Source organism: Pseudomonas sp. AO-1 (assembly GCF_019775695.1).
In the GTDB taxonomy this organism is placed as follows: domain Bacteria; phylum Pseudomonadota; class Gammaproteobacteria; order Pseudomonadales; family Pseudomonadaceae; genus Aquipseudomonas; species Aquipseudomonas parakoreensis.
Genome location: NZ_CP079947.1, coordinates 498,691 through 512,373, shown reverse-complemented (window position 1 = coordinate 512,373; position 13,683 = coordinate 498,691). Strand labels below are relative to the sequence as shown.

Sequence of the window (13,683 nt, the reverse complement as noted above, 5' to 3'; positions counted from 1 at the left end):
GCAGCCCGACGGGCGGCAATCCCGCATGCACAAGGAGTCACCATGAAACGCGTCTTCACCGTTCTTGCCTTGCTCATCGTTGTCCTGCTCGCCAGCGTCGGCGCCTACCTCTACAGCAAGCAACCGACGCGTCAGGGCCAGGTGGAGCTGCGCAACCTGCAGGGTTCGGTGACCGTGCGTTACGACGAACGCGGGGTGCCGCACATCCGTGCCGAGAACGAAATCGATCTGTATCGCGCCCTCGGCTACGTGCACGCTCAAGATCGCCTGTTCCAGATGGAAGCCATGCGCCGCCTCGCCCGCGGCGAGCTGGCCGAAGTGCTCGGGCCGAAGCTGCTCGACACCGACAAACTGTTCCGCAGCCTGCGCATCCGCGAACGCGCCGCCCGTTATGTCGCCAGTCTCGATAAGCAGTCACCGGCGTGGAAGGCCCTGCAAGCTTATCTGGACGGCATCAACCAGTATCAGGACAGCCACGCTGCGCCGATCGAGTTCGACGTGCTGGGCATCCCCAAGCGGCCGTTCACCGCCGAAGACAGCATCAGCGTCGCCGGTTACATGGCCTACAGCTTTGCCGCCGCGTTTCGCACCGAACCGCTGCTGACCTACGTGCGCGACCAACTCGGCGCCGATTACCTCAACGTCTTCGACCTCGACTGGCAGCCCCAAGGCGTGCTCGCCAAAGGTCACGCCAAGAAGACGCCGACCCTTGCCGCCGACGACTGGAAAGACCTCAACGCTCTCGCCCGCCTCAGCGAGCAGGCGCTGATTGAAAACGGCCTGCCGCAATTCGAAGGCAGCAATGCCTGGGTGATTGCCGGCAGTCGCAGCCAGAGCGGCAAACCGCTGCTGGCCGGCGACCCGCACATTCGTTTCTCGGTGCCTTCGGTGTGGTACGAAGCACAACTGTCGGCGCCGGGGTTTGAGCTTTACGGCCATCATCAGGCGCTGGTGCCGTTCGCGTTCCTGGGGCACAACCTGGATTTCGGCTGGAGCCTGACCATGTTCCAGAACGACGATCTGGATCTGATCGCCGAGAAGGTCAACCCGGACAACCCGAATCAAGTCTGGTACCACGGCCAGTGGAGCGATCTGCTCAGCACCGAGCAGCAGATCGCGGTGAAGGGCCAGGCGCCGGTGACGCTGACCTTGCGCCAGTCGCCCCATGGCCCGATCGTCAACGATGCGCTCGGCACTGCCGCCGGCAAGACACCGATCGCCATGTGGTGGGCGTTTCTCGAAACACCGAACCCGATCCTCGAAGGCTTCTACCAGCTCAACCGCGCCGACACCCTGGCCAAGGCCCGCGCTGCGGCGGCGAAGGTGCAGGCGCCGGGGCTGAACATCGTTTACGCCAACGCTAAGGGTGACATCGCCTGGTGGGCTTCGGCGCTGTTGCCCAAACGCCCGGCCGGGGTCAGACCGGAGTTCATTCTCGACGGCAGCGGCAATCAGGCGGACAAGGATGGTTACTACCCGTTCAGCGCCAACCCGCAGGAAGAAAATCCGGCGCGCGGCTACATCGTCTCGGCCAACTTTCAGCCGCTGTCGCCGACCGGGATGGAGATTCCCGGTTACTACAACCTCGCTGATCGCGGCCAGCAGCTCAATCGCCAGCTCAGTGACAAGAACGTGAAATGGAGCAACGAGGCCAACCAGCAGCTGCAACTGGGCACCACCACCGGTTATGGCCCGCGTACCCTGGCGCCATTGCTGCCGGTGCTGCGTGAAGTGGTGAGCGATCCGGCGCAACTGAAACTGGTCGAGCAACTGGCGCAGTGGCAAGGCGACTATCCGCTGGATTCGGTGAGCGCCACCGTGTTCAACCAGTTCCTCTACGACCTCGCCGATGCGGCGATGCGCGATGAGTTGGGCAACGACTTCTTCGAAACACTGCTCTCGACCCGGGTGATCGACGCCGCCCTGCCGCGCCTGGCGGCGAACGCCGATTCACCGTGGTGGGACAACCGCACCACGCCGAACAAGGAGACTCGCGCCGACATCGTCAAAGCGGCGTGGCAGGCGAGCATCGCACACCTGAAACAGACCCTCGGCGACAATCCGTCGGGCTGGCAATGGGGCACGGCGCACACCCTGACCCATGGCCATCCGTTGGGTCAGCAGAAGCCGCTGGACCGGATCGTCAATGTCGGGCCGTTCGCTGCGCCGGGCAGCCACGAAGTGCCGAACAACCTCTCGGCCAAGCTTGGCCCGGCGCCATGGCCAGTGACTTACGGGCCTTCGACGCGGCGACTGGTGGACTTCGCCGACCCGGCACACAGCCTGACCATCAACCCGGTCGGCCAGAGCGGCGTGCCGTTCGACAGCCACTATGACGATCAGGCTGAAGAGTACGTCGAGGGGATGTATGTGCAGGCGCATTTCAGCGAGGAAGAGGTGACGGCCAATACGCGCAGTACGTTGAAGCTGTTGCCGGCGCGGGCTGCGCAATAGATTTGTGCTGGCTGGTCTGGCCCCATCGCTGGCAAGCCAGCTCCCACAGGTTTCTCGGGTGTTCACATAATCTGTCTTCACTGAAAATCCTGTGGGAGCTGGCTTGCCAGCGATGGGGCCCTTAAGAACACAAGAGACCTTCAGAGCATCAACGCAAAATTCAGCCGAAACTGCTGCGGCGTCACCCCCAACCGGCGATTGAACACACTGCGCATGTGCTGCGCATCGCGAAACCCGCACTGATAGGCCACGGTCTTCAGCGGTGCCGTGGTGCTTTCCAGCAGCACCCGCGCCGCATCCACTCGCGCACTTTCGACGAACTCTGCCGGGGTGACCCGAGCCTCACGGGCGAACACCCGGGAGAAGTTGCGCGCACTCATGTTCGCCGCGTTCGCCAGATCGGCAATCGTCAAATCCCCGGTGAGGTTGGCCAGCACATACAACTGCACCATCGCCACCGCTGACGTCGACTCCGCATGCGGTGTGAGGAACGGGCTGAACTGCGATTGCCCGCCCGAGCGCTGAGTGAACACCACCAGCCGTTTGGCCACGCTCAGCGCCACGTCAGCGCCGTGATCGCGGGCCAACAGGTACAGCGACAGATCGATCCCCGCCGTCACCCCGGCCGAGGTATAGAGCGCACCGTCCTCGACATACAGGCGATCGGCTTCGACCCGCGCCGATGGACACAATTGCGCCAGCGCTTGGGCATCGTTCCAGTGAGTGGTCACCGTTCGCCCGTCCAGCAGCCCCGCCCGCGCCAGCATGAACGCGCCGTTGCAGATCGAGCCAAAACGCCGCGCACGGGCACAAGCCTCGCGCAGCCAGGTGTCGAAGCCTTTGCCGAAATCCAGAAACGGTAACTGCGGGCCGCCGGCGACCAGCAGCAAGTCCCAGGCGTCGAGCGCCTCGCTGAAGTGCCGGTGAGCGCTGAGGTTCAGGCCATTGGAGCAAGCCATCGGCCCGCGTTCGACGCCGATCACCTCCAGCCGATAGTGATCCTCGGGGGGCAGAAAACGATTGGCCTCGGCAAACACATCCATCGGCCCGCTGACATCCAGCGCCTGCACGCCGGGAAACACCACGATGGCGATGGTTCTGTTCATAAGCCTCCTTGGGGATCTTTGTGGCGAGGGGATTCATCCCCGATGGACTGCGCAGCAGTCGTAGATCCTCACTGCGCGGTTTACCTGATTCGCCGAAATAGCAGGTTTTGGAACTGCTGCGCAGTCCATCGGGGATGAATCCCCTCGCCACAGGTTCGGTGTCTGCTGTTTTAAGTGAGTTGGCACGATTTGCAGGTCGATTGGCAAGGATCGCAGCCATGGGTTGATTGTTCGTGCAGTGCCTCGGGGAACAGACTTTGTCCATCAGCGCCACAACGGCGTTTTCGACGAGGAAACACCTTATGAGCACGACCATTGCCGGCATCAAAATCCCCGACAGCGCCCTCGCCCGGGCCACCACCGAGTACATTCGCGACATCGAATCCGACCTGCTCTACCACCACTCGCGCCGGGTGTTTCTGTTCGGTGCGCTGAGTGGCGAACGCCAACAACTGACCTACAACCCGGAGCTGCTGTATGTCGGCGCGATGTTCCACGACCTCGGACTGGTCGAGGGCTATCGCAGTGACGACGAGCGTTTCGAAGTGGATGGCGCCAACGCGGCAGCGGCGTTTCTCAAACCGTACGGGCTCAGCGAAGACGACATCGAACAGGTCTGGCTGTCGATTGCCCTGCACACCACGCCGGGCGTGCCCAAACATCTGCGGCCGACTGTGGCGCTGGTGACGGCGGGTGTCGAGATGGACGTGTTGGGGATGGATTACGCGGCGTTCAGCAGTACCCAGCGCGAGGCGGTGGTGCATGCGCATCCACGCGGGGAAGGTTTCAAGGAATGCATCATCTGCGCGTTTGCCGACGGCTTGCGCCATCGTCCGCAGACCACGTTCGGCAATGTGAAGACCGATGTGCTGGTGGATCAGGAGCCGGGGTTCAGGCCGATGAACTTTGTCGAGGTCATCCGTACATCCCCTTGGATTTCCTGAGCTCCAAAAGCAAAAGATCGCAGCCTGCGGCAGCTCCTACAGAGATTGCATCCACTGTAGGAGCTGCCGCAGGCTGCGATCTTTTTGCCCGTCAGGCCGCTTCCGGCGCAGGCGCGCGGCGCACGTCCGGTTGTTTCCACGAATCGGCAGCGCCTTCTTCGATGGCTTGCTGGATGGCTTTCTTGCGCGCTTCTTCGGCGCGGCGGCTGAAGAACCACACCAGGAAGGTCACCAGCGATACCGCCAGCAAAATCAGGCTGGCCACGGCATTGATCTCCGGCTTCACACCCAGACGCACCGCCGAGAACACTTCCATCGGCAGGGTCGTCGAACCCGGGCCGGAGACGAAGCTCGCCAGTACCAGATCGTCCAGCGACAGCGCGAACGACATCATGCCGCCCGCCGCCAGCGACGGCGCGATCATCGGTATGGTGATCAGGAAGAACACCTTCCACGGCCGCGCACCGAGGTCCATGGCTGCCTCTTCGATCGACAGGTCCAGCTCACGCAGACGCGCCGACACCACCACCGCCACATACGCTGCACAGAACGTGGTGTGGGCGATCCAGATGGTGACGATGCCACGTTCCTGCGGCCAGCCGATCATCTGCGCCATGGCCACGAACAGCAGCAACAGCGACAGACCGGTGATCACTTCCGGCATCACCAACGGCGCCGTCACCAGGCCACCGAAGAGCGTGCGGCCCTTGAAGTGGGTGATGCGGGTCAGCACGAAGGCGGCCAGCGTACCCAGCGCCACCGCGGCAACCGCGGTATAGCAGGCGATTTCCAGGGAGCGCACCACCGAGCCCATCAGTTGCGTGTTGTCGAGCAGGCCGACATACCACTTGATCGACCAGCCGCCCCATACCGTCACCAGTTTCGAGGCGTTGAACGAGTAGATCACCAGGATCAGCATCGGCAGGTAGATGAACAACAGACCCAGTACCAGCATCAGGCTGGAGAAACGGAAGCGCTTCATTCTTTACCCTCCATTTCCTTGGCCTGACTGCGGTTGAACAGGATGATCGGCACAATCAGGATCGCCAGCATCACCACCGCCAGGGCGGACGCCACCGGCCAGTCACGGTTGTTGAAGAACTCTTGCCAGAGCACTTTACCGATCATCAGGGTTTCCGGACCGCCGAGCAGTTCCGGGATCACGAACTCACCGACCACCGGGATGAACACCAGCATGCAGCCGGCAATGATCCCGTTCTTGGACAGTGGAATGGTGATTTTCCAGAAGCTGTTGAAGGTGCTCGAACCGAGGTCGGCAGCGGCCTCCAGCAAGCTGTGATCGTGCTTCACCAGGTTGGCGTACAGCGGCAGAATCATGAACGGCAGGTACGAGTAGACAACACCGATGTACACCGCGAGGTTGGTGTTGAGGATCTGCAGCGGCTCGTCGATCCAGCCCATGCTCATCAGGAACCCGTTGAGCAGGCCGTTGTTGCTGAGAATGCCCATCCACGCATACACACGGATCAGGATCGCGGTCCAGGTCGGCATCATGATCAGCAGCACCAGCACCGTCTGCAGCTCTTTACGGGCGCTGGCGATGGCGTAGGCCATCGGGTAGCCGATCAGCAGGCACAACAGCGTGCTGAAGAACGCCATCTTCAGCGAGCCAAGGTACGCGGCGATGTACAACTCGTCGTCGCCGAGCATTGCGTAGTTGCCAAGGTTCAGCAGCAGTTGCAGCTTCTGCTCGGCGAAGGTGTAGATCTCGGTGTAAGGCGGAATGGCCACATCGGCTTCGGCAAAGCTGATCTTCAGGACGATGAAGAACGGCAGCATGAAGAACAGGAACAGCCAGATGAAGGGAACCCCGATGACCAACTGGCGGCCACCGGGAATTATTCGATTGAGCCGGCGTTTGAATTTGCGCATGTTCATGAGCGAAGTACCACGCCGCTATCGTCTTCCCACCACACGTAAACCTGATCACCCCAGGTCGGACGCTGGCCGCGACGCTCGGCGTTGGCGACGAACGACTGCACCAGCTTGCCACTCGGCAATTCGACGTAGAACACTGAGTGCCCACCGAGGTAGGCGATGTCATGCACCTTGCCGCTGGACCAGTTGTATTCGCAGGTCGGCATTTCGGCGGTGACCAGCAGCTTCTCCGGACGAATCGCGTAGGTCACGGATTTGTCCTGCACCGAAGTGCTGATGCCGTGGCCGACATAGATCTGCCGGTCGAGGTCCTTGCAGGTGATGGTCGCGTGGCCTTCAGCGTCGTCGATCACTTCGCCTTCGAAGATGTTCACGTTGCCGATGAATTCGCAGACCAGACGGCTGGTCGGGGTTTCGTAGATGTCGATCGGGCTGCCGATCTGGGCGATCCAGCCCAGGTGCATGATCGCGATGCGCTCGGCCATGGTCATGGCCTCTTCCTGGTCGTGGGTCACCATCACGCAGGTCACGCCCACGCGCTCGATGATTTCCACCAGCTCCAGCTGCATCTGCGAACGCAGTTTCTTGTCCAGTGCGCCCATGGGTTCGTCGAGCAGCAGCAGTTTCGGCCGCTTGGCCAGCGAACGCGCCAGTGCCACACGCTGCCGCTGACCGCCGGACAGTTGATGCGGCTTGCGCTTGGCGTACTGGCTCATCTGCACCAGTTTGAGCATCTCGGCCACACGCGCATCGATCTCGGCGTTGGGGATCTTGTCCTGCTTGAGGCCGAAGGCGATGTTCTGCGCCACGGTCATGTGCGGGAACAAGGCGTACGACTGGAACATCATGTTGATCGGTCGCTCGTACGGCGGCATGTCGGTGATGTCGACGCCGTCGAGGAAAATGCGCCCCTCCGTGGGCCGTTCGAACCCTGCCAGCATCCGCAGCAGTGTGGATTTGCCCGATCCCGAACCGCCGAGCAGGGCGAAAATTTCGCCCTTCTTGATTTCCAGGGACACATCGTCCACGGCAATCGTCTCGTCGAACTTCTTCGTGACCCGGTCGATTTTGACCAACACCTGCTTAGGTGTCTGGTCGCCCTCGAGGGCTTTCTTATAGGCGCCGGAGGCAACTGCCATTTACGAAACTCCCAGAAAAAAACAGTGCAGTTCGCCCCATGCGGACGAACCCAGGATAGTTTGTGCCTTACTTGCCCGACTTGACCTTGGTCCAGCTACGGGTCATCAAACGCTGAATATTGGGTGGCAACTCGACCGACACGTAAGTCTTGTCGAGGACTGCTTGCGGTGGATAAACCGCTTCATCGGTGCGGATGGACTGCTCCATCAGCTTGTCCGACCCCGGGTTGGGGTTGGCGTAACCGACGTAATCACTGACCTGGGCGATCACCTCAGGTTTCAGCAAATAGTTGATGAAGGCGTGGGCCTCTTTGACGTTGGACGAGTCCTTCGGAATCGCCAGCATGTCGAACCACAGCGCGCCGCCCTCTTTCGGAATCGAGTAGGCGATGTTCACGCCCTTCTTGGCTTCCTCGGCACGGTGCTTGGCCTGGAAGATGTCACCGGAGAAACCGATGGCCACGCAGATGTCGCCGTTGGCCAGATCACCGATGTATTTCGAGGAGTGGAAGTAGGTGACGTAAGGACGCACGGCCAGCAGTTTGTCGGTGGCCTTGGCGTAATCCTTCGGATTGGTACTGTTGGCGTTCAGGCCCATGTAGTTGAGCACGGTCGGCATCATTTCATCGGCCGAGTCGAGGAACGCGACGCCGCAGCTGTGCAGCTTCTTGATGTTCTCCGGTTCGAACAGCACGCTCCAGGAGTCGATCTTGTCGATACCGAGCACGGCCTTGACCTTGTCGACGTTGTAGCCGATGCCGTTGGTGCCCCACAGGTACGGCACCGCGTACTGGTTGCCCGGATCGTTCTGCTCCAGGCGCTTGAGCAGCACCGGATCGAGATTCGCATAGTTCGGCAGCTGCGACTTGTCGAGCTTCTGGAACGCGCCTGCCTTGATCTGCTTGCCAAGGAAATGGTTCGACGGCACGACCACGTCGTAACCGGTACGCCCGGCCAGCAGCTTGCCTTCCAGGGTCTCGTTGGAATCGAACACGTCGTACACCGGTTTGATCCCGGTTTCTTTCTGGAAGTCGGCCAGGGTGGTCTCGCCGATGTAATCCGACCAGTTATAAATATGCACCGTACCGGCGGCCTGGGCTCCGACAGCGATCGTCAGGCCGGCAGTGGCCAGCAGGGCTTTGCGCAAAGAAGAAAAAATAGGCAAGTGGAGGTCCTCTAATTTAGTTGGGCCCAAGTTGCCCCGTGCTGCACGACAGTCACGGTTGCCCGGCAACAAAACCGGCGCGCAACTTACCTTCGAAAAACCGATCCAGCAAAACTTTCTGTCATTTAATTGATCCGCTGACCGCCGTCATGGCGACGACAGCCAGCGGTTGCTGCTTCAAACCGGCTTATTTACCGGATTTGATCTTGGTCCAGCTGCGGGTCATTTCGCGCTGGGTAGCGGCCGGCAAGTCGGCGATCGCATACAGCTTGGCCTGCACGTCGGCTGGCGGGTAAATGCCTGGATCGCTGGTGATGTCTTTTTCCACCAGAGCGGTCGCAGCAGCGTTACCGTTCGGGAAGCGTACGGCGTTGGTGATGCCGGCCATGACTTCAGGCTTCTGCAGGAAGGTCATGAACTTGTAGGCGCCTTCGACGTTTTCGGCATCTTTAGGGATGGCGACCATGTCGAAGAAGCTGCCAGCGCCTTCTTTCGGAATGGCATAGCTGACTTTCACCTTGTCACCGGCCTCGGCGGCACGGGACTTGGCCTGCTGCACGTCACCCGAGTAACCGACCGCTACGCAGATGTTGCCGTTGGCCAGGTCCGAGATGTACTTGGAGGAGTGGAAGTAGGTGATCGAAGGACGAATCTTGAGGAACAGGTCCTCGGCTTTCTTGATGTCTTCTTTCTTCTGGGTGTCGGTAGGCAGGCCCAGGTAGTGCAGTGCGACCGGGAGCATTTCGGTCGGCGAATCGAGGAAGCTCACACCGCAGCCCTTGAGCTTGGCGATGTTTTCCGGCTTGAGCAGCACGTCCCACGAGTCGATGGTGTCGACGCCCAGCGCAGCCTTGACCTTCTCCGGGTTGTAACCGATACCGATCGAACCCCACATGTACGGGAAGGCGTGCTTGTTGCCCGGATCGCTGACCGACACGGCCTTGAGCAGGTCCTGGTTCAGGTTCTTCCAGTTTGGCAGCTTGGACTGGTCCAGCTCCTGATAAACACCGGCCTTGATCTGCTTGGCCAGGAAGTTGTTCGACGGCACAACGACGTCGTAACCGGATTTGCCCGCCAGCAGTTTGGCTTCCAGGGTTTCGTTACTGTCGAATACGTCGTAAACGACTTTGATCCCGGACTCTTTCTCGAAGTTGGCAATGGTGTCCGGAGCGATGTAGTCGGACCAGTTGTAAACGTGCAGTACCTTGTCGTCCGCGTGAACCGCACCCGCCATCATGCCCGCGACGGACAGCGCGAGAAGAGTCTTGCCAGCAAGCTTTTTACCTAATGCCTTCATGCGTCATGCTCCAAATTTTTCTTTTTTGAACCACTTTGTTCAGCGGCCGAACCCCGACAACTGGAACTGCGGCTAGTCTGGCAAGATCGGAGGCGGTCTTTCAAGAAAAGGCCCACCTTTCTGACACCTTCGAGCGAGAGCGCCGCAGCTCCCCCGCTCGAAGCCTAGCACTTAGGCTTGCAACGCACTGAGGGTCAGGTCCAGGCACTTGCGTGCCTTGGTCACCAGCTCATCGATCTCCGCCTTGCTGATCACCAGCGGCGGCGCAATGATCATGGTGTCGCCCACGGCGCGCATGATCAGGCCGTTATCGAAGCAGAACTGCCGGCAGATCATGCCCACGCCCCGACCTTCGTAACGCTTGCGAGTGGCCTTGTCCTGCACCAGCTCGATCGCCCCCAGCAAACCGACGCCGCGCACTTCGCCCACCAACGGGTGGTCGTTGAGTTCGCGCAGACGTTTCTGCAAATACGGTGCCGTTTCGTTGTGCACGTTCTCGATAATTTTCTCGTCGCGCAGAATCCGGATGTTTTCCAGACCCACCGCTGCCGCCACCGGGTGCCCGGAGTAGGTGAAGCCGTGGTTGAAGTCGCCACCTTCGTTGAGCACCTTCACCACGTCGTCACGGACGATCAGGCCACCCATCGGGATGTAACCGGAGGTCAGGCCTTTGGCGATGGTCATCATGTCCGGCTTCAGGTCGTAGAAATCCGAACCGAACCACTCGCCGGTACGACCGAAACCGCAGATCACCTCGTCAGCGACGAAAAGAATGTCGTACTTGGCGAGGATTTCCTTGATGCGCGGCCAATAGGTATCAGGCGGAATAATCACGCCGCCAGCGCCCTGGATCGGCTCGGCAATGAACGCACCGACGTTGTCCACGCCCACTTCGAGAATCTTCTCTTCCAGCTGATTGGCGGCCCAGATGCCGAATTCTTCCGGCGACATGTCGCCGCCCTCGGCGAACCAGTACGGCTGCGCGATGTGGACGATGCCCGGGATCGGCAAGTCGCCCTGTTCGTGCATGTAGGTCATGCCGCCCAGGCTCGCGCCGGCCACGGTGGAACCGTGGTAACCGTTCTTGCGGCTGATGATGACTTTCTTGTTCGGCTGGCCCTTGATCGCCCAGTAGTGGCGAACCATGCGCAGCATGGTGTCGTTGCCTTCGGAGCCGGAGCCGGTGAAGAACACATGGTTCATGCCTTCCGGCGCCACGTCGGCGATGGCCTTGGCCAGTTCCAGCGCCGGCGGGTGCGCGGTCTGGAAGAACAGGTTGTAGTAAGGCAGTTCACGCATCTGCTTCGCGGCTGCGTCAGCCAGCTCATCGCGGCCATAACCGATCGCCACGCACCACAGACCCGCCATGCCATCGAGGATCTTGTTGCCCTCGCTGTCCCACAGGTACACGCCCTTGGCGTTGGTGATGATCCGTGGACCCTTTTCTTTCAGCTGCTTGAAGTCGCTGAACGGGGCCAGGTGGTGTTCGCTGCTGAGGGCTTGCCACTCACGGGTTTGCGGGTTGTTGCTGGTCATGCCAATTCTCCTTGTTATCGGTGAAGGCGCGGCTGCTGCCAGCCGCGCCCGGCGTATCAGACGGCGAAGAGCAGGTACTCACGCTCCCAGGAACTGATCACGCGCTTGAAGTTTTCATGCTCGGCCCGCTTGACCGCGACGTAGCCGGTGATGAAGGTCTTGCCCAGGTATTTCTCGATGGTTGCGCTGTTTTCCATACGCTCCAGCGCGTCTTCGATGGTCAGCGGCAGGCGCAGGTTGCGGCGTTCGTAGCCGCGACCGACCACCGGCGCGCTCGGGTTGAGGCCTTCGACCATACCGATGTAACCGCAGAGCAGGCTCGCGGCAATCGCCAGGTACGGGTTGGCGTCGGCGCCCGGCAGGCGGTTTTCCACGCGGCGGTTCTGCGGGCCGGCATCCGGGACGCGCAGGCCCACGGTGCGGTTCTCTTCGCCCCACTCCACGTTCACCGGCGCCGAAGTGTCCGGCAGGAAGCGGCGGAACGAGTTGACGTTCGGCGCGAACAGCGGGAGCAATTCCGGAATCAGTTTCTGCAGGCCACCGATGTGGTGCAGGAACAGCTGGCTCATGGTCCCGTCTTCATTGGAGAACACGTTCTTGCCGGTCTCGATGTCGATGATGCTTTGGTGCAGGTGCATCGCACTGCCCGGCTCGCCGGTCATCGGCTTGGCCATGAAGGTGGCGGCCACGTCGTGCTTGAGCGCGGCTTCGCGCATGGTGCGCTTGAACACCAGGATCTGGTCGGCCAGCGACAGTGCATCGCCGTGACGGAAGTTGATTTCCATCTGTGCCGTGCCGTCTTCGTGGATCAGCGTGTCGAGGTCCAGCTCCTGCAGTTCGCACCAGTCGTAGACGTCTTCGAACAGCGGGTCGAATTCGTTCGCCGCTTCGATGGAGAACGACTGACGCCCGATTTCCGGACGGCCCGAGCGGCCGATCGGCGGCTGCAGCGGATAGTCGGGGTCGTCACTGCGCTTGGTCAGGTAGAACTCCATCTCCGGCGCCACGATCGGCTGCCAGCCCTTGTCGGCGTAGAGTTTCAGGACTTTCTTGAGCACGTTGCGCGGCGACAGCTCGATCGGGTTGCCTTGCTTGTCGTAGGTGTCGTGGATCACCTGAGCGGTCGGCTCTATGGCCCACGGCACCAGGTATACGGCGTTCTGATCGGGGCGGCAGATCATGTCGATGTCGGCCGGGTCGAGCAGTTCGTAATAGATGTCGTCTTCGACGTAGTCGCCGGTCACGGTCTGCAACAGCACGCTTTCCGGCAGGCGCATGCCCTTTTCGGCGATGAACTTGTTGGTCGGCGAGATCTTGCCCCGGGTGATACCGGTCAAGTCGCCGATCATGCATTCGACTTCTGTGATCTTGTGGTCTTTCAACCAATCGGTGAGCTGGTCGAGGTTGTTACTCATAAATGCCTCTGGGCTGAGTCTCCTGACATCGTGTCAGGCAAAGTTTGACGCCGTGGCGTCGCGTTAAAGGGGGTTTGCTTGCGCGCAGTGCCGGCTTACGCCTGGCACCGCGCATCGACAATGAAAGAGGAGCTTACCTGCCCTTTACGCTGGCGTTGCATTTCCTGTGCACATTCAAGGCGTGCAGAATCATGAGCACGGCTGGGGAAGCGGCACAGGCTTTGGGACTCAAAGGGATCTATATTGAAGGAAGGCGCCATAAAGAGAATGCTTTGCCGTACGTCCAGAATAACGGACGCTGCCGTTTGGCCTGATGCGGACGAGGACATCGTCGACAGCCCGCGAGCCTTGCGGGCTGCACTACGGACGGATTGGTCGCCACTGATGTGTTGAGCATGCAGACCGGACTGTTGCGAGCAGTCGGTGATGCCGATTAACGGCAGGCGAGACATGAAGCACCCCGGTATTATTGCTGTTATGGGTTTGATCGGAGCTTAGCCTTGTTCATTTTTTTACACAACACCCCCGTAAAAAATACAACACGGCCTGCTCAAGCCCGCGGGTGCCAAGCGTCCCAAGGACAAAAAACTGCCCCAAAGTGCCCCATAAATGCCCTTGCAGCGCTTTTTTAGGGCAAAAAAGGCCTCGCTTGACTTCGGCATGCCGTTCGGGTTGACTGAAACCAGAAAAGATCAATGATTGATATTTTTAACAACAAAGGTGTTGCA

The 13,683-nt window shown here is 60.5% G+C and carries 10 protein-coding genes; 2 read left to right on the top strand and 8 right to left on the bottom strand.

Features of this window, described 5'->3' with window-relative positions:
* The first annotated feature begins 42 nt into the window (after positions 1–42).
* Positions 43–2,454, top strand: coding sequence for a penicillin acylase family protein (locus tag KVQ82_RS02395; protein WP_222017844.1), 2,412 nt, complete (start codon positions 43–45; stop codon positions 2,452–2,454).
* A 140-nt stretch (positions 2,455–2,594) separates the two neighbouring features.
* On the opposite strand, the gene KVQ82_RS02390 is transcribed toward KVQ82_RS02395, so the two are convergent.
* Positions 2,595–3,560, bottom strand: coding sequence for a GlxA family transcriptional regulator (locus tag KVQ82_RS02390; RefSeq protein WP_222017842.1), 966 nt, complete (start codon positions 3,558–3,560; stop codon positions 2,595–2,597).
* 302 nt (positions 3,561–3,862) lie between these two features.
* Here KVQ82_RS02390 and KVQ82_RS02385 point away from each other — a divergent pair, with 302 nt between their 5' ends.
* Positions 3,863–4,504, top strand: coding sequence for an HD domain-containing protein (locus tag KVQ82_RS02385; RefSeq protein WP_222017840.1), 642 nt, complete (start codon positions 3,863–3,865; stop codon positions 4,502–4,504).
* 91 nt (positions 4,505–4,595) lie between these two features.
* Here the strand turns inward: KVQ82_RS02385 and KVQ82_RS02380 are convergent, their stop codons facing one another.
* The 7 genes from KVQ82_RS02380 to KVQ82_RS02350 all read right to left on the bottom strand — a co-directional run bounded on the left by KVQ82_RS02380 (position 4,596) and on the right by KVQ82_RS02350 (position 12,955).
* Positions 4,596–5,486, bottom strand: a complete 891-nt coding sequence (locus tag KVQ82_RS02380) for an ABC transporter permease subunit (RefSeq protein WP_041072127.1) — start codon at positions 5,484–5,486, stop codon at positions 4,596–4,598.
* Positions 5,483–6,364, bottom strand: coding sequence for an ABC transporter permease subunit (locus tag KVQ82_RS02375; protein ID WP_174377002.1), 882 nt, complete (start codon positions 6,362–6,364; stop codon positions 5,483–5,485). Before KVQ82_RS02375 ends, KVQ82_RS02380 begins: the two co-directional genes overlap by 4 nt.
* A 35-nt stretch (positions 6,365–6,399) precedes the next feature.
* On the bottom strand, positions 6,400–7,542 hold the full coding sequence (locus tag KVQ82_RS02370) for an ABC transporter ATP-binding protein (RefSeq protein ID WP_003229245.1): 1,143 nt from the start codon (positions 7,540–7,542) through the stop codon (positions 6,400–6,402).
* 67 nt (positions 7,543–7,609) lie between these two features.
* Positions 7,610–8,707: a polyamine ABC transporter substrate-binding protein gene (locus tag KVQ82_RS02365; RefSeq protein ID WP_041072123.1), complete on the bottom strand. Its 1,098-nt coding sequence runs from the start codon at positions 8,705–8,707 to the stop codon at positions 7,610–7,612.
* A 187-nt stretch (positions 8,708–8,894) separates the two neighbouring features.
* Entirely contained in the window at positions 8,895–10,004 is a 1,110-nt protein-coding gene (locus tag KVQ82_RS02360) for a polyamine ABC transporter substrate-binding protein (RefSeq protein WP_047297197.1), read from the bottom strand.
* Positions 10,005–10,175: 171 nt separating this feature from the next.
* Entirely contained in the window at positions 10,176–11,540 is a 1,365-nt protein-coding gene (locus KVQ82_RS02355; protein ID WP_222017837.1) for an aspartate aminotransferase family protein, read from the bottom strand.
* Between the two features lie 56 nt (positions 11,541–11,596).
* Positions 11,597–12,955 carry a glutamine synthetase family protein gene (locus KVQ82_RS02350; RefSeq protein WP_007967993.1) on the bottom strand — a complete coding sequence of 453 codons (1,359 nt, stop codon included), beginning with the start codon at positions 12,953–12,955 and terminating at the stop codon, positions 11,597–11,599.
* Positions 12,956–13,683 lie beyond the last annotated feature (728 nt).